This window comes from Pseudomonas sp. MYb185 (assembly GCF_002979975.1).
In the GTDB taxonomy this organism is placed as follows: Bacteria; Pseudomonadota; Gammaproteobacteria; order Pseudomonadales; family Pseudomonadaceae; genus Halopseudomonas.
This window is the reverse complement of sequence record NZ_PCQD01000005.1, coordinates 208110-224783: the sequence shown is the minus strand read 5'-3', so window position 1 is coordinate 224783 and position 16674 is coordinate 208110. Positions and strand designations below refer to the sequence as shown.

The window sequence follows — 16674 nt, the reverse complement described above, 5'->3', positions numbered from 1 at the left end:
GCCGCTGGCCTCAGTTGGCTGCACCGCTCCCGGTAGCGCCGCTGCAATCACGGCCAGACACCTCATCAGCCAGCATCCTCGTCGCTGACCAGCACCTCGCGACCCTCGCGCAGCCGATCGAGGCCTTCCAGCACCACCAATTCCTGCTCCTCCAGCCCTTCGGTCACCGCCACCCGCCCATCAGCAGTAGCACCCAGTTTGACAAGCCGGGTGTAGGCCTTGTTTTCATCCGGGTTCACCACGTAGACATAAGTGCCTCGGGAACCGAACTGCACTGCATCCGAGGGAATGGTGATCACCGACGGCAGGGTGTGCAGGCGCAGGCGGACATTGACGAACTGGTTGGGAAACAGCTCGTCATCCTCGTTCTCGAACAGCGCCTTGGCCCGCAGCGTACCGGTGGCGATATCGATCTGGTTATCCAGGGTGTACAGCCGGCCACTGCCCAGCACCAGTTGCTCGCTGCGGTCCAGCGCCTGCACCGCCAGCTCCTCGCCGCTGGCCGCGGCCCGGCGCAGGGCAGGCACATCCGGTTCCGGTACAGTGAACTCCACCGCGATCGGACGCATCTGGGTAATGCTCACCAGCCCCTCGGTATCGCCGCTGCTTACCAGGTTGCCGGCATCCACCCGGCGCAGGCCCAGCTTGCCGGCAATCGGCGCCTCGATGCGCGTCCAGGACAACTGCAGCCGGGCATCCTCGACCTGGGCCGCATTGGTCTTGAGCGTGCCACGCAGCTCTTCTACCAGGGCGCGCTGACTGGTCAGTTGCTGGCGGGCGATGGAATCCTGCTCGTACAAACCTTCATACAGCTCCAGATCCGCCTGGGCGTTGGCCAACTGGGCCTGGTTCTGCTGGGCCAGCCCTTCGGCCTGAGCCAGTTGGGCCCGGTAGGGCTGCGGATCGATCTCGGCAAGCAAGGCGCCCTGCTCCACCTCGGTGCCTTCGCTGAACAGCACCCGGGTCAGCTCGCCGTCGACCCGGCTGCGTACCGTTACGGTGTTGAGCGGAGTGACGGTACCGATGGACCTGATCTGCACATCCAGGCTGCCCCGCTCGACCGGAACGACGCGCACCGGTGTTGGTTGGTTCCAGGGGCTACGCTGCGGCGGCTGGGCCGACGGTGGTGTTCTTCCGAGCAGGTACCAGATCCCGACCAGCACCAGCAATAATGCCAGGATACCGATCAGACGTTTGTGGCGGGCGGACAACGGCGAGGAGTCGGTCATGAAAAGCACAAACCCATAAGTAACGGACAGGGTGACAGGGCACCGCCATGGCGGCCCGATCGGAGCAGCGGCAACAGTAAAGGATCAAAGTGCCACTTGCAAACGATTATTCTTAACATAAAGAAACCGGTAAGGATGGCCGCCACGGATGGCAAGCCACAAAAAAACCGCATGTCCTGAGGAACACGCGGTTTCTTCTGACCGGCCATCCATGGCCTGGCGTACGTGCTTGATTCAGTCGATCAGAAACGCTCGATATCCGCGCTTTCCTGCAGCGCTTGGCGTACCGCTGAGAAGTCCTGCTCGCCAGTCTGCCCCGCGATGTAGTTGCCATACATGGGCGCGTCGGCCTCGGTCAGCGCCTCGTCCGGCGTCGACACACCGCGCAGCTCGACGATCCACTGGCTGCCGTCGGGCTGGCGGAAGTGACCGTAAACCGGTGCATCGTCAGGCTTGGGCATGGCAAACACGTTGCGCAACAATGACTGGGGCACGTCCTGGTCGGAGCGGCTGATGGCCTCATAGGTCTGCCATTGATGTCCCAGCTGCTCAGCCAGAGCCTCGACCTGGAGTTCACCCTGTTGCAGCTTGGTAATCAGCTCCTGCGCCTGCTCGTCAGCCTGCCTGGCAGCTTGACGGAACTGCAGCAGATCGGCGATTTCCGCCTTCACCTGCTCCAGCGGACGCTGCTCGGGGGTCAGATGCTCCTTGACCCGTACCACTGCCACGGTGTCAGCATCCAGCTCGATCAACGGGCTGTTGCGGCGGTCCAGCAGCACGTCCTCGGCAAAGGCAGCGGCCATCACCTTCGGATTGGCGGTGATGCCTTCCCCACCGCTGCGCTCCAGCGGGCCATGGGTCTCGATCTCGACATTCAGTACCCGGGCCGGCTCGGCCAGGTCTTCAGCCTCATAGGCCAGGTTGGCCAGCTCCTGGGAGACCTCGACGAAGCGGCGTGCTACCTGCTCGTTCTTCAGCTCGCGCTCCAGGGTCGGTCGCATGGACTCCAGACTGGGCACATCCGCCGACCGCAGATCGGTCAGCTTGATCAGGTGATAGCCGTAGCCGGTACGTACCGGTGCCGATACCTCATTCTCCTGCAGGGCGAATAGCGCTGCCTCGAAATCCGGATCGAAACTGTCGTGTTCGATATAACCCAGATCGCCACCACGGTTCACCGTACCGGTATCCTGGGACAGCTCCTTGGCCAGCGTCGCAAAGTCCTCACCCGCATCGAGACGCGCCTTGACCGCTTCAGCCTGCTCGAGAGTGGCGGCCTCGTTGTCGCCGTCGACCTCGAACAGGATATGCGCGGCCCGGCGCTGCTCGGCCAGGTTGCCGACTTCCCGCTGATAGAGTGCCGCCAGCGCAGTCTCATCGACGCTGGCTTCTTCGAAGAAATCACTGCGCGACAACGTCAGGGTTTCCAACACCACCTGCTCGGGGCTGAGGAAGTCGGCCTGGTTGTCGTTGTAGTACTGTTCGACCTGCTCATCGCTCACCTGGACGGCATCGGTCACCAGATCGAATTCGACCACGGCGAAGTCGCGGCTCTGGCTTTCCAGGCGCGCCAGCATCTGGCGCTCCGCCGGGGTGGCGAACGAGCTGGCCTGATAGGCATTGCGCAGCTGCGCCAGCATGAGCTCCTGGCGTACCAGCTCGCGGAATGCCATGCGTGAACTCATGCCCATGTTGCGAATCACCACATCGAAGCGGTTCGCATCGAACTGGCCATTGACCTGGAAGTCCGGCGTGTTGAGCAGCATCTGGTCGATCATCTGCTCGGAGATGCGCAGCTTGGCATCCTTGGCGCCTTCCAGCAGAACCGCACGCTCGATCAGCCCTTGCAGCACGGAATCGCGCAGCAGTTGGTCATCGATCATGTCCGGGTCGAACTGTTCCCCCATCTGCTGCAACTGCTGCGTCAACTGACGACGCTGCTGAGATACGGCCTGCTCGAGTTCAGCCGTACTGATGACAGTTCCGTTAACCTCCGCCGCTTTCTGATCGTTACTGGTGAAACGACTGATGGACTCCCACCCGGTCAACGCGAAAATCAGCACAATGACGCCCACGATCACTTTCGCGACCCAGCTTTGCGCCTTGTCCCTCATATTTTGCAGCATCATGCCCCCAAATCTTCTGGTCAGTCGCCCTTGGTGCAGGCGACGAGGCTGGCAAACCAGAAAGGTCTACCCGCCAATCCTAATCCTGTACAAACAAAAAAGGCGCACCGGAATGATGCGCCTTTCGGGAACTGACTGAACCTCTGTGTCTTTCCTGCTGACCAGGAGTCCAAACGCATGTCGCACGTGGTGCGGTGCTGACATGTCCTGTCAGTTGCGGGACGCTATCAGTTGACGGCGTCCTTCAGTGCCTTACCAGCTTTGAAGCCAGGAATCTTGGCAGCGCTGATTTCAATCGGCTCGCCAGTTTGCGGGTTGCGACCAGTGCGAGCAGCGCGCTCCTTGACAGCAAAGGTGCCAAAACCTACCAGCACAACCGAATCACCTGCTTTCAGAGCACCAGTGACGGACTCGATGACGGCGTCCAGAGCACGACCGGCAGCAGCTTTCGGAATATCGGCAGATGCAGCGATGGCATCGATCAGTTCAGACTTGTTCACTCTAAGTCCCCTTATACATTTCAATGAGTTGATTAGTCGTTATGTAAGCTTGTGGTTCTAGCAACGCTGTAGCCAGTCAGCATACCTGCTTGGGTCGAAGCACGCTTTATATCAAGCGGTCAAAAACCGTGTCAAGGAATGCTTGCGGTAACGGCGGCATGGCCGCTGGGTCAAGGTTGGCCGCCCTGACCCAATACCGGCTAGCTTAACATCAATGAGTACTGATGCGCCCTTTTGCATCAGCATTATGAGGCTCTTCCTTGGCAACAATTTCATCGCCCTCTTCCTTCAGGGGCTTCGGCATGTATTGCAGCGCAATCTGCAGCACCTCGTCAATCCATTTCGCCGGGATGATCTCGATATCCTGCTTGATATTGTCGGGAATCTCCTTCAGATCCTTCAGATTATCGTGTGGAATCACTACCGTGCGAATACCGCCGCGGTGTGCCGCCAACAACTTCTCCTTCAGGCCACCGATCGGCAGCACCTGGCCCCGCAGGGTGATCTCGCCGGTCATGGCCACATCCGCCCGCACCGGAATCCTGCTCAGCGCCGAGACCAGAGCCGTGCACATGCCGATACCGGCGCTGGGGCCATCCTTCGGCGTGGCGCCTTCGGGCACGTGGATATGGATGTCGTGCTGCTCATGGAAATCGCTCTTGATGCCCAGACTGGCAGCACGGCTGCGCACCACGGTCAGCGCCGCACTGATCGACTCCTGCATCACATCGCCCAGCGAGCCGGTCTTGATCTGCCGGCCCTTGCCCGGCATCACCGCCGCCTCGATACTCAGCAGCTCACCACCGACCTGGGTCCAGGCCAGGCCGGTGACCTGACCGATCTGATCGGCCTCCTCGGCCAGCCCGTACTTGAACTTGTGCACCCCCAGATGCTGCTCCAGCAGCGCCGCGTCCACCAGCACCGGGCCGCTGCTGGCCCGCTCGGCATGCTCGCGTACCACCTTGCGGCAGACCTTGGCGATCTGGCGCTCCAGGCCTCGCACACCGGCTTCACGGGTGTAGTAGCGGATCAGGTCACGCAACGACTCCGTGCTGAAGGTCAGTTCGTCCTGCTTCAGGCCGTTGTTCCTGATCTGCTTGGGCACCAGGTAGCGCTGGGCGATATTGATCTTCTCGTCCTCGGTGTAACCGGGGATCCGAATGACCTCCATGCGGTCGAGCAACGGTGCCGGGATATTCATCGAGTTGGAGGTACAGATGAACATCACATCCGACAGGTCGTAATCCACTTCCAGATAGTGATCACTGAAGGCATGGTTCTGTTCCGGGTCCAGCACCTCGAGCAGCGCCGAAGACGGGTCGCCGCGCATGTCCTGGCCCATCTTGTCGATCTCGTCGAGCAGAAACAGCGGGTTCTTCACCCCCACCTTGCTCATCTTCTGAATCAGCTTGCCCGGCATCGAGCCGATATAGGTACGGCGGTGACCACGGATTTCCGCTTCATCCCGCACCCCACCCAGGGCCATGCGCACGAACTTGCGGTTGGTCGCCCGCGCCAGGGACTCGCCCAGCGAGGTCTTGCCCACACCGGGGGGCCCGACCAGACAGAGCACCGGCCCCTTGAGCTTGCGCACGCGTTTCTGCACGGCCAGGTACTCAAGGATACGTTCCTTGACCTCTTCCAGGCCGTAGTGGTCGGTCTCCAGCACCTTTTCCGCATGCTTGAGGTCATGCCGGACACGGCTGGACTTGGTCCAGGGCACGTTGCACAACCACTCGATGTAGGAGCGCACCACGGTGGCCTCGGCGGACATCGGCGACATCATCTTCAGCTTGTTCAGCTCGGTGTTGGCCTTGTCCCGCGCCTCCTTGCTCATGCCGGACGCCTCGATCCTGCGCTGCAGGTCGTCCAACTCGCTGCTGCCCTCGTCGAGCCCGCCCATTTCCTTCTGGATGGCCTTCATCTGCTCGTTCAGATAGTACTCGCGCTGGCTGCGCTCCATCTGTTTCTTGACGCGCCCACGGATGCGCTTTTCCACCTGCAGCAGATCGATTTCGGTATCCAGCACACCCAGCACATGCTCGACCCGCTCGCGCAGAGAAGTGATCTCCAGGATCGCCTGTTTCTGTTCGACCTTGAGATTCAGGTGCGCGGCCATGGTATCGACCAGGCGCCGCGGATCGTCGATACCGGCCAGCGAACTGACCGCCTCGGCGGGAATCTTCTTGCCCAGATTGACGAACTGCTCGAACTGGCTCATCAGGCTGCGTACCAGGACCTCGGCCTCCCGCTCGTCCAGGGACGCCTCGTCAATCAACGACGCGCTGGCCTGCTGGTAGCCATGCAGCTCCTCGATGTGCTCGACACGGGCCCGCTGCTCGCCCTCGACCAGCACCTTGACCGTGCCGTCGGGCAGCTTCAACAGCTGCAGGATGGTCGCCACCGTACCCAGCTCGTACAGCGCCTCGGGCGCCGGGTCATCGTCCGCCGGATTACGCTGGGTCAGCAGCAGCACCTGCTTGTCACCGACCATGGCGGCCTCCAGGGCCTCGATGGATTTGTTGCGGCCAACGAACAAGGGGATGACCATGTGTGGGTACACCACCACGTCACGCAGTGGCAGTAGCGGAAAAGCGCTGGGAGTCGTCATGGCTTGGGCTCGCTCGCAGTGGGGCACAGCCGCTGGCCGCACCCGGAATTGAAAGTATTCATGGGTTCAAGATGAGGGCGCACGGAGCAAATTACAAGATGCATGTGGCAGCGAATGTTGCCGTATGCCGATTTTTGAACTAGCGGAGGGAACCGCGCCACCAGAAGCGGCGGCGCGGGAACAGCTTACTCTTCGGGCATCGCCTTGGGCGGCTGCTCGGCGGACTCGTACATCAACAGCGGCTTGGCACTGCCACTGATGACGTTCTCGTCGATCACGACCTTGCTGACATGCTCGGCCGAGGGGATTTCGTACATGGTGTCCAGCAGTACGTTCTCGAGGATGGAGCGCAGACCACGGGCACCGGTCTTGCGCTTGAGCGCCCGCTGGGCGATCGCCTTCAGCGCATCGGTGCGGAACTCCAGCTCCACGCCTTCCATCTCGAACAGACGCCCATACTGCTTGGTCAGCGAGTTCTTCGGCTCGGTGAGGATCTGGATCAGCGCATCCTCATCCAGCTCGGCGAGAGTTGCGATCACCGGCAGGCGGCCGACAAACTCGGGGATCAGGCCAAAGCGCACCAGATCTTCCGGCTCGACCTCCATCAGCGTCTCACCGACCTTCTTGCCGCCGTCCTTGCTGCGCACGCTGGCATTGAAGCCGATGCCGCTCTTCTCCGACCGATCGCGGATGACCTTCTCCAGCCCGGCGAAGGCGCCACCACAGATGAACAGGATATTGCGCGTATCGACCTGCAGGAACTCCTGCTGCGGATGCTTGCGCCCACCCTGCGGCGGAACCGAGGCTACGGTGCCCTCGATCAGCTTCAGCAGTGCTTGCTGCACACCCTCACCCGATACATCGCGGGTGATCGACGGGTTGTCGGATTTGCGCGAGATCTTGTCGATCTCGTCGATGTAGACGATACCCATCTGGGCCTTTTCCACATCGTAGTCGCACTTCTGCAGCAGCTTCTGGATGATGTTCTCGACATCCTCACCGACATACCCGGCTTCGGTCAGGGTGGTCGCATCAGCGATGGTGAACGGTACGTTCAGCAAGCGCGCCAGGGTTTCAGCCAGCAGGGTCTTGCCCGAACCGGTCGGACCGATGACCAGGATGTTGCTCTTGCCCAGCTCGACCTCATCCTTGCCTTCGCGCTGGTTGAGCCGCTTGTAGTGGTTGTACACAGCCACGGACAGCACTTTCTTGGCCTGTTGCTGGCCAATCACGTACTGGTCGAGGATGCCGCAGATCTCCATGGGCGACGGCAACTTCTGTTCGCCGCTGTCGCTCTGGCTTTCCTGCACCTCTTCCCGAATGATGTCGTTACACAGGTCGACACATTCGTCACAAATAAATACGGAGGGGCCGGCAATCAGCTTGCGCACTTCATGCTGGCTCTTGCCGCAGAAGGAGCAATACAGCAGTTTGCCGTTGTCGTCACCCTTCCCAGTCATATCTGTCATCTAAAACCCCTGCTTGCAGATCACTCTTTGGATAAAGATGAGGGCTGCCAAGCCTGTTTGCAAGTGCAATCCATCCAACCCGTACCGACAATACCGGTCTGGCTGAAGGAACATGAAGGGCCCGGGCATACTGCCCGGGTCGTTAAATCGGTGCGTCAGGCCGTTATTCGGCCGCTGGACGGCTCTCCAGCATCTGGTCGATCAGACCGTATTCGACCGCCTCGGCAGCGCTCATGAAACGGTCACGATCGGTGTCTCGGGCGATCACATCCAGCGGCTGGCCAGTGTGATGTGCCAGCACCTTGTTCAGACGCTCGCGGATATAGAGAATCTCACGGGCATGGATCTCGATGTCCGACGCCTGCCCCTGGAAGCCACCGAGCGGCTGGTGGATCATCACCCGCGAATGCGGCAAAGCGAACCGCTTGCCCTCAGCGCCGCCGGCCAACAGGAACGCACCCATGCTGCAGGCCTGGCCGATGCACAGGGTGCTGACGTTGGGCTTGATGAACTGCATGGTGTCGTAGATCGCCATGCCGGCGGTTACCGAGCCGCCAGGCGAGTTGATATACAGGTGGATGTCCTTGTCCGGGTTTTCCGACTCCAGGAACAGCAGCTGGGCCACCACCAGGTTGGCCATGTAATCCTCTACCTGACCGACCAGGAAAATCACCCGCTCCTTGAGCAGACGCGAATAGATATCATAGGAACGCTCGCCCCGTGCCGACTGTTCGACAACCATGGGCACAAGACCGCCTGCGGCCTGGATTTCCGGCGGTAACCCGGTATAGCTGTTATGAATCATGCTCTGGTGTCACTCCACGTTTGCCTATCGCGTAAAACCCCTGGACAGTGTGATCGGGGCTTGCATAAACACATGAGCCAGCCCGAAGGCTGGCTCAATGCACTGCGTAACATCGGCGACGATTATTCGTCTGTGCTGCTCTGCGCTTCGTCGTCAGCCTGTTCGGGTTGAGCCGGCTTGACCGCCTCTTCGTAGGCGACCTGCTTGTCGGTCACCTTGGCCTGCTGTAGCACAGTATCCACGACTTGCTCTTCCAGTACAACCGACTGAATCTCGGCAAGCTGCTGCTCGTTCTGCATGTACCAGTTCACCACCTGCTCGGGCTCCTGGTAGGCCGAAGCCAGATCTTCGATCATCGCGCGAACCCGGTCGTTGTCCGGCTTGATCTCGTTCTTCTTGACGATCTCGGCCACGATCAGGCCCAGGCTGACGCGACGCTTGGCCTGCTCTTCGAACAGTTCCGCCGGCAGTTGGCTCGGGTCGATGTTGGCGCCGCCGAACTGCTGTACGGCCTGGGCCCGCAGACGGTCGATCTCGCTGCTGATCAGCGCTTTCGGTACTTCGACCTCGTTGGTTTTCAGCAGACCATCCATGACCTGGTTCTTGGTCTTGGACTTGATCGCCTGGCGCAGCTCACGCTCCATGTTCTTGCGTACTTCGGTACGGAAACCTTCGATGCCACCCTCTTCCACCCCGAAGCGGGCAAAGAATTCATCGTTGAGCTCGGGCAACTGGGAAGCAGCCACCTCGTGCACGATGATTTCGAACTCGGCGGCCTTGCCGGCCAGATCCAGGTTCTGGTAGTCCTCGGGGAAGGTAACGCTGACAGTGCGGGTTTCACCAGCCTTGGCACCGACCAGACCATCTTCAAAGCCGGGGATCATACGGCCGGAACCCAGCACCAGCTTGCTGTTGCTGGCAGTGCCGCCCTGGAAGGCTTCGCCGTCGATGCGACCGGTGAAATCGATGGTCAGCTGATCGCCATCCTCAGCGGCCCGCTCCACTGCCTCGTAGCTGGTGTGCTGCTTGCGCAGGATTTCCAGCATGTTTTCCAGATCGGCATCGGTGACTTCAGCGTCGATGCGCTCTACTGCGATCTCGGAAAAGTCGGCCAGTGTCACTTCCGGATACACCTCGAAAGTGGCGATATATTCGAAATCCGTACCTTCGTCGATCGACTTGGGCTCGACGCTCGGTGCACCGGCCGGGTTCAGCTTCTCCTGAACCACCGCTTCATAGAAAGAGGACTGGATGACTTCGCCAATGACTTCCTGACGTGCAGATGCACCAAAGCGCTTGCGGATCACGCTCATCGGCACCTTGCCCGGACGGAAACCATCAACACGTGCACGGCTAGCTGTCTGCTGCAGGCGCTTGTTGACTTCATTTTCGATGCGCTCGGCAGGAATGCCGACAGTCATGCGGCGCTCAAGACCGGAGATGGTTTCAACCGAAACTTGCATGTAGAGTCCTCGTTGAACAGACAATGAGTGAATAAATAAAAGGCGCACATTCTAGTCGCTCACGCGCCGGAAGTCATCATCCCGTCACGCCTTAGCTGCACAGATTTTCCGACAGCGCCCCCACATCCGCCGCCAGTGCCCTGCATACGCCGCCGCAGAGCCTCAGCCCGCCACTCCGTTCCGGCACCAACCAGCCTATTGATTGAATCTTTCTGCCGGCCCCGGCTCGAAATACCTACCAGCGACGCAATCATGCCGAGGTAAGGCAGCATGCAGCATTTGTCCATGACATTCATGCATGCGGCCCACCCCCGACCAGGACAGAGAAATATGACCATGCTGAGCACGCCCATCCAGCACCATACAACTCGCAGCCCGCAGGATCTCGTCGCGCTCTACCAGGATCTGCTGCATGCGCCGCAACAGCACCTTACCAGCGGCCGCCAGTTTCTGCGCGAGCAATTGCGACTGACGACAGCCTGCCCCTGCGATCTACCCGCCGACCCGCTGCAGTTGGGCGAATGGGTCACCGCCAGCCATGCGCGCACCGCACAGGCTTACCGGGATTATCTGACAGCCCGCAAGCAGGGCCAGCCACGACGCTTCTTCAGCAATCGTGCCCACGCCCTGTATTTCCTACGCAATGTCGCCCCCACCAAACTGGTGGATGGTGCCTGGCTGTATGGCGTCCTCCCCCACTGGCAGGACTGGCGCTTCCATACCCTGGTACGCACTTACCTTGAGGAGCTCGGCGATGGCGAGGCGACGCAGAATCATGTCCTGCTCTACAAACAGCTGCTCGCCAGCCACGATATCGATGATATCGACACCCTCCCCGCCGACCATTTTGTCCAGGGCGCCCAGCAACTTGCGCTGGGCCATCTGGCGGCGGAGTTCCTGCCGGAGCTGATTGGTTACAACCTGGGCTATGAGCAACTGCCCCTGCACCTGCTGATCACTACCTACGAGCTCGGCGAACTGGATATCGATCCCTATTATTTCCAGTTGCATGTCACCATCGACAATGCCGCTACCGGCCATGCAAAGAAGGCCGCCCAAGCGGTGCTGGACAACCTGCCGACCACGGGCAACCGCCAGGCATTCTACGACCGGGTCAGGCGCGGCTATCAGCTGAATGAACTGGGGCTGTCCGCGACCGCAGTCATCACCGGATTCAATCTGGAGCAGGAACTGCACCGGGTACTGGAGCAGAAAGCCAGGATTGCACGCAACATGCATGCGGATTTCTGCCGCATAGAAGGTCGCACGGTCAATGAATGGCTGAGCGAGACAGGCCGGATCGGCGGTTTTCTTGCCGCCCTGGAAAAACGTGACTGGATTCGCCGCCATGCAGACCCCGAGGCCAGTCGTTTCTGGCAACTGATCCAGGGCAACCGGGCACCGATGTTCGGCGTATTCAGCCCCTACGAGCAACAGCTGCTGTACGACTGGATAGCCGGCGAGTGGCAGGGATCAGCTAAAACCAAGCCGGCAAGACGATTTGCCAGTCCAGGAAATACCGGCAAAGGCACCACCCCAAAGGGAGACTTCAATTCGGGGCAGCGGCTGCTGCAGCAAGAACTGCAAGCATTGCCCGAGCCGGCCAGAACCCAGCGACTGATCGACCTGATGGCCCCGACCAGCCACCACACTCCGGCAGGCCTGATGGCAACCCGGCTGTTTTCCCGCCAGGCGCAGTGATCCTGCAGGGACTCAGAGCCAGTTCAGGGTAAGCACGATCACCACAGCGTAGCGCCCGGCCTTGGCCAGGGTGACCAGCAGCAGAAAACGCCATAGCGGCTCGCGCATCACGCCCGCCGCCAGGGTCAGCGGATCACCGATCAGCGGCGCCCAACTCAGCAGCAGCGACCAGAAACCATATCGCTGATAGGCCGCCTGCGCCTTGCCCAGCTTATGCTCCGACACCGGAAACCAGCTCTCATGCTGCCAGCGGACGATATAGCGCCCCAGCACCCAGTTCACCAGCGAGCCGAGCACATTGCCCAGGGTCGCTATCAGGAATAACGCGGGGGTTGGATAATCGCCTGCCAGTAGCAGCGCGGCAAGCACCACCTCCGACTGCAGCGGCAGAAAGGTAGCAGCAATAAAGGAAGCCAGAAAGAGGCCGAGATAGCCGGATATTTCCCACATGCCATACCCGCCCATTTATCCGCTCGTGTGTAATGGCACACCCGGAGGGCAGCATTGACCGCAGCCGTCAATTCATGAGGCCGGGCGCACAAGGGCGGGAACCGAAAGTATTTGAATGGTGCGGACGGAGAGACTCGAACTCTCACACCTCGCGGCGCCAGAACCTAAATCTGGTGTGTCTACCAATTCCACCACGTCCGCAAACCGGGTTCAGATACGAAAACGCCAGGCTGGAGCCTGGCGTTTTCGCTGAAATGGGGTGGACGATGGGGATCGAACCCACGACACCAGGAGCCACAATCCTGTGCTCTACCGACTGAGCTACGCCCACCATTACAGCTGCAACACTAACACATCTTCGTCGAATCGTACCATGTGCGCGTGGCGCGCCCGGCAGGATTCGAACCTGCGACCACCCGCTTAGAAGGCGGGTGCTCTATCCAACTGAGCTACGGGCGCCTAACGCACATATTCAATCCCGAAGGCCTGAAATGCTGGAGCCTGATCGCCTTCCAAACCGACTTCGTTGTGTTTGTGAAGCGGGGCGAATAATACTCAGCCCCCATCTTCCCGTCAACGATGAATTCGCATTTTTTTCAAATATTTGAGTAAGTTAAGAATCCAACCGCCCGTGCCCTTTTGCCCAAGCCCCGCCGCGTGCGACAATTGCAGCATTCTATGCACCGCCCAGGAACATCATGAAAGCCCAACTGATCGATGGCAAACAGATTGCCGCCAATCTCCGGCGCGAGATCGCCGACAAGGTCGCCCAACGCAAACAGCAAGGCCTGCGCATTCCCGGCCTCGCAGTCATCCTGGTGGGTAGCGACCCCGCCTCCCAGGTCTACGTCGCGCACAAGCGCAAGGACTGCGAGGAGGTCGGCTTCATCTCCAGCTCGCACGACCTGCCGGCCGACACCCGCCAGGAGGATCTGCTCAATCTGATTGATCAGCTCAACGACGACCCGACGGTCGACGGCATTCTGGTCCAGCTACCACTCCCGGCGCACCTGGACTCCTCGCTGCTGCTGGAGCGGATTCGCCCGGACAAGGACGTGGACGGTTTCCATCCCTACAATATCGGCCGCCTGGCCCAGCGCATGCCGCTGCTGCGCCCATGCACACCACTGGGGATCATCCGCCTGCTGAAGAGCACTGGCGTCAGCCCCTATGGGCTGAATGCCACCGTGGTCGGTGCCTCCAACATCGTCGGCCGCCCGATGGCGCTGGAACTGCTGCTGGCCGGCTGCACCACCACCGTGGCCCACCGTTTCACCAATGACCTGGAGGAACATGTCCGCCGCTCCGATCTGGTGGTCGTTGCGGTCGGCAAGCCCGGCCTGGTCAAGGGGGAATGGATCAAGCCCGGTGCCATCGTCATCGATGTGGGCATCAATCGCATGGAAGATGGCCGCCTGCGCGGTGACGTCGACTTCGACAGTGCTGCCGAACGCGCAGCCTGGATCACGCCGGTCCCCGGCGGCGTCGGCCCGATGACCCGCGCCTGCCTGCTGGAAAACACCTTGACCGCCTGCGAGAAGCTGCACAGCTGATACAGGCGCCGCAGCCAGCGCTCGGCTGGCTGCGGGCCCTCCTACCCCGCTACAAGCTGGCGGTAGCGCCACCATCGATCGGCAGATTGATGCCATTGATGAAGGCCGCCGCCGGCGATGCCAGAAAGCCCACCGCATTGGCGAACTCTTCCGGCTCGGCGAAACGCCGGGCGGGAATGCTCTGCAACAACTCCTGTTCGGCTTCCTGCCCGGTCTTGCCGCTGGCCTTTGCGCGATAGGCCAACAGGCTTTCCAGACGCGCGGTGCGGGTCAGTCCCGGCAGCACATTGTTCACCGTGATGCCACTGGCTGCCAGCTCGCTGGACAGGGTCTTGGCCCAGTTGGCCATGGCTGCGCGGATGCTGTTGGACACACCCAGATTGGGAATCGGCGTTTTCACCGAGGTCGACAGCACGTTGATGATGCGCCCGTAAGCGAACTCACGCATGCCCGGCAGCAGCAGCTGCAGGATCGTCTGGCTGCTCAGCAGGTGCTGCTGGAATGCCGCCGCATAGCTTTCCGGCGTCGCCAGATGGGCCGGTCCCGGCGCCGGGCCGCCGGTATTGTTCAACCATACACAGATGGCCCCGCCCTGCTCGATCTCCGTCTGCACTGAAACCGTCAGTGCCGGGAGGTCGGTGGAGTCGACACAGATATACCCATGTTTCTGCCCTTCGGCGCTCGGTAACTGGGCGACCAGTTCCACGAGCTTGTCCTCGCTGCGCGCCAGGGCAATGATTTCCGCACCCTGCAAGGCCAATTGCCGGGCACAGGCTGCCCCCAATCCCTGACTGGCCCCGCCTACCAGGACGCGCTTACCGGCTAGATTCAGATCCATCGTTGACTCCACTCATGTGTGACTACCGCTTTCAGATGATGAACTGCAGGTTAGGTAATTCACCACACCAGTTCAAATGCGATTCTTGCCGTTCGCCAGAGTGCCTGCAGAGCAGGCCTGGCTAACCTGGAAAGAATACCGGAATAACGGCCTCCCATGAAAAAGGCCCCGACAGGTCAACCTGCCGGGGCCCTTGGGTTGCCCGCGATGATCAGCGAAGACAGCGCCTCAAAAAGTATCAGCCGGCACCCGCACCCAGCCTTCCATCAGGATACGGGCGCTGCGACTCATGATCGCCTTGGTGACCTGCCACTCACCGTTCACCTGACGCGCTTCGGCACCGACCCGCAGGGTGCCGGATGGATGGCCGAAGCGCACGGCCTCGCGATCGCCGCCGCCGGCGGCCTGGTTGACCAGGGTGCCAGGGATCGCCGCCGCCGTCCCTATCGCCACCGCCGCGGTGCCCATCATCGCGTGGTGCAGCTTGCCCATGGACAGCGCCCGTACCAGCAGATCCACCTCACCCGCCTGGATCTGCTTGCCGCTGGAGGCCCGATAGTCCTTGGGCCGCGAGACGAAGGCGATCTTAGGCGTATGCTGGCGCTTGGCGGCCTCCTCCGGCTTGCTGATCAACCCCATGCGCAGCGCACCGGCGATACGGATGGCCTCGAAGCGTGCCAGCGCCTCGGGATCACCATTGATATCCTCGCGCAGCTCGGTGCCCTGGTAGCCGATATCCTCGGCATTGACGAACACGGTCGGGATACCTGCGGTGATCATGGTCGCCTTGAGCGTGCCGATCCCCGGCACCTCCAGATCGTCGACCAGATTCCCGGTGGGGAACATCGAGCCGCCCTCCTCACCGTCATCGGACGGATCGAGAAACTCCAGCACGATCTCGGCCGCCGGGAAGGTCACCCCGTCCAGTTCGAAATCACCGGTTTCCTGTACCTGGCCATTGGTCACCGGTACCTGGGCAATGATGGTCTTGCCGATATTAGCCTGCCAGATGCGCACCGTGCACACCCCGTTCTCGGGAATGCGCGCGGGGTCGACCAGACCAGCGTGGATAGCAAAGGCCCCCGCCCCGGTAGACAGGTTGCCGCAGTTGCCGCTCCAGTCAACGAAGGGGCTGTCGATGGATACCTGACCGTAGAGATAGTCGACATCGTGCTCCGGCTGACTGCTCCTGGACAGAATCACGCACTTGCTGGTACTGGAAGTCGCGCCGCCCATGCCGTCGATATGCGCCGCATAGGGGTCGGGGCTGCCGATCACGCGCATGAACAACCGATCACGCGCCTCCCCCGGCACCTGGCAGGACGCTGGCAGGTCTTCAAGACGAAAGAACACGCCTTTGCTGGTGCCGCCACGCAGGTAGGTAGCGGGGATCTTGATTTGTGTTGCCTGGGTCATTGTGTGCTCCTGTTGGAATCCCCCTCTCCCCCGGCCCCTCTCCCGCGAGGGGAGAGGGGTGACGACGGCTCGACCTCCGCGCACGTCAGGTCTTCCGATGTGCACGGCCAAGCCCCCTCTCCCCTCGCGGGAGAGGGTTGGGGAGAGGGGGATACCCTATTCACCGCCTCAAATATCACCGCCAACACCTGTTCAGTGTTCAGCAGTATCTCGTTATTCCAGAACCGCAGAATCCGCAAACCCTGATTCCGCAGCCATTCATCCCGCTGCACATCCCGTCCGCAGCCACTGTGCTGCCCACCATCAGCCTCGACGATCAGCCGCGCACCGAAATGCACGAAGTCCACCACATAAGGCCCCAGCAACTGCTGACGGCGGAACTTCTGCCCTGCCAGCCGGTGGCCGCGCAGGTGGCGCCAGAGCAGCTTTTCGGCGTCAGTCATGTTGCGCCGCAGGTGTTTGGCGAAGTGCTTTTTATCCATGGCGTCCGTGCCTGCTGTTGATTCCCCCTCT

13 protein-coding genes and 3 tRNA genes are annotated in these 16674 nt (G+C 61.0%); 2 read left to right on the top strand and 14 right to left on the bottom strand.

The window, feature by feature from the left end; all coding sequences use genetic code 11:
- Positions 1-65 precede the first annotated feature (65 nt).
- The 7 genes from CQ007_RS09845 to tig form a co-directional block, all read right to left on the bottom strand.
- Positions 66-1229: an efflux RND transporter periplasmic adaptor subunit gene (locus tag CQ007_RS09845; protein WP_105645647.1), complete on the bottom strand. Its 1164-nt coding sequence runs from the start codon at positions 1227-1229 to the stop codon at positions 66-68.
- Between the two features lie 242 nt (positions 1230-1471).
- Positions 1472-3358, bottom strand: coding sequence for a SurA N-terminal domain-containing protein (locus CQ007_RS09840; RefSeq protein WP_105645645.1), 1887 nt, complete (start codon positions 3356-3358; stop codon positions 1472-1474).
- Positions 3359-3582: 224 nt separating this feature from the next.
- Positions 3583-3855 (bottom strand): nucleoid-associated protein HU-beta, encoded by a 273-nt coding sequence (gene hupB, locus CQ007_RS09835; RefSeq protein ID WP_105645642.1) that lies wholly within the window; start codon positions 3853-3855, stop codon positions 3583-3585.
- Between the two features lie 211 nt (positions 3856-4066).
- Positions 4067-6466 carry an endopeptidase La gene (lon, locus tag CQ007_RS09830; protein WP_105645640.1) on the bottom strand — a complete coding sequence of 800 codons (2400 nt, stop codon included), beginning with the start codon at positions 6464-6466 and terminating at the stop codon, positions 4067-4069.
- Positions 6467-6651: 185 nt separating this feature from the next.
- Positions 6652-7935 (bottom strand): ATP-dependent Clp protease ATP-binding subunit ClpX, encoded by a 1284-nt coding sequence (gene clpX, locus CQ007_RS09825; RefSeq protein ID WP_105645639.1) that lies wholly within the window; start codon positions 7933-7935, stop codon positions 6652-6654.
- A 163-nt stretch (positions 7936-8098) separates the two neighbouring features.
- The gene (gene clpP / locus CQ007_RS09820) at positions 8099-8740 is read right to left on the bottom strand and encodes an ATP-dependent Clp endopeptidase proteolytic subunit ClpP (RefSeq protein WP_105645637.1); all 642 of its coding nucleotides are present in this window, start codon (positions 8738-8740) and stop codon (positions 8099-8101) included.
- A 122-nt stretch (positions 8741-8862) separates the two neighbouring features.
- Positions 8863-10203 (bottom strand): trigger factor, encoded by a 1341-nt coding sequence (gene tig / locus CQ007_RS09815; protein ID WP_105645635.1) that lies wholly within the window; start codon positions 10201-10203, stop codon positions 8863-8865.
- Between the two features lie 330 nt (positions 10204-10533).
- Between tig and CQ007_RS09805 the strand changes: the two genes are divergently transcribed.
- Entirely contained in the window at positions 10534-11904 is a 1371-nt protein-coding gene (locus CQ007_RS09805) for an iron-containing redox enzyme family protein (protein WP_371919817.1), read from the top strand.
- 12 nt (positions 11905-11916) lie between these two features.
- Here CQ007_RS09805 and CQ007_RS09800 read toward each other — a convergent pair whose 3' ends face one another.
- The 4 genes from CQ007_RS09800 to CQ007_RS09785 form a co-directional block, all read right to left on the bottom strand.
- Positions 11917-12354, bottom strand: coding sequence for a YqaA family protein (locus tag CQ007_RS09800; RefSeq protein WP_105645822.1), 438 nt, complete (start codon positions 12352-12354; stop codon positions 11917-11919).
- A gap of 116 nt (positions 12355-12470) precedes the next feature.
- Positions 12471-12555, bottom strand: a tRNA-Leu gene (locus CQ007_RS09795).
- A gap of 54 nt (positions 12556-12609) precedes the next feature.
- Positions 12610-12685: transfer RNA gene (locus CQ007_RS09790), tRNA-His, on the bottom strand.
- 51 nt (positions 12686-12736) lie between these two features.
- A tRNA-Arg gene (locus CQ007_RS09785) sits at positions 12737-12813 on the bottom strand.
- A 239-nt stretch (positions 12814-13052) separates the two neighbouring features.
- On the opposite strand from CQ007_RS09785, the gene folD reads away from it, so the two are divergent.
- Positions 13053-13907: a bifunctional methylenetetrahydrofolate dehydrogenase/methenyltetrahydrofolate cyclohydrolase FolD gene (gene folD / locus CQ007_RS09780; protein WP_105645631.1), complete on the top strand. Its 855-nt coding sequence runs from the start codon at positions 13053-13055 to the stop codon at positions 13905-13907.
- 49 nt (positions 13908-13956) lie between these two features.
- On the opposite strand, the gene CQ007_RS09775 is transcribed toward folD, so the two are convergent.
- The 3 genes from CQ007_RS09775 to CQ007_RS09765 form a co-directional block, all read right to left on the bottom strand.
- A complete protein-coding gene (locus CQ007_RS09775; protein WP_105645629.1) occupies positions 13957-14745 on the bottom strand; it encodes an SDR family oxidoreductase in 789 nt (262 codons plus the stop codon).
- Between the two features lie 228 nt (positions 14746-14973).
- Positions 14974-16161 carry a 2-methylaconitate cis-trans isomerase PrpF gene (gene prpF, locus CQ007_RS09770; RefSeq protein WP_105645627.1) on the bottom strand — a complete coding sequence of 396 codons (1188 nt, stop codon included), beginning with the start codon at positions 16159-16161 and terminating at the stop codon, positions 14974-14976.
- Positions 16158-16643, bottom strand: coding sequence for an endonuclease domain-containing protein (locus tag CQ007_RS09765; RefSeq protein WP_105645821.1), 486 nt, complete (start codon positions 16641-16643; stop codon positions 16158-16160). The genes prpF and CQ007_RS09765 overlap by 4 nt, the downstream gene beginning before the upstream one ends.
- Between the last annotated feature and the right edge of the window lie 31 nt (positions 16644-16674).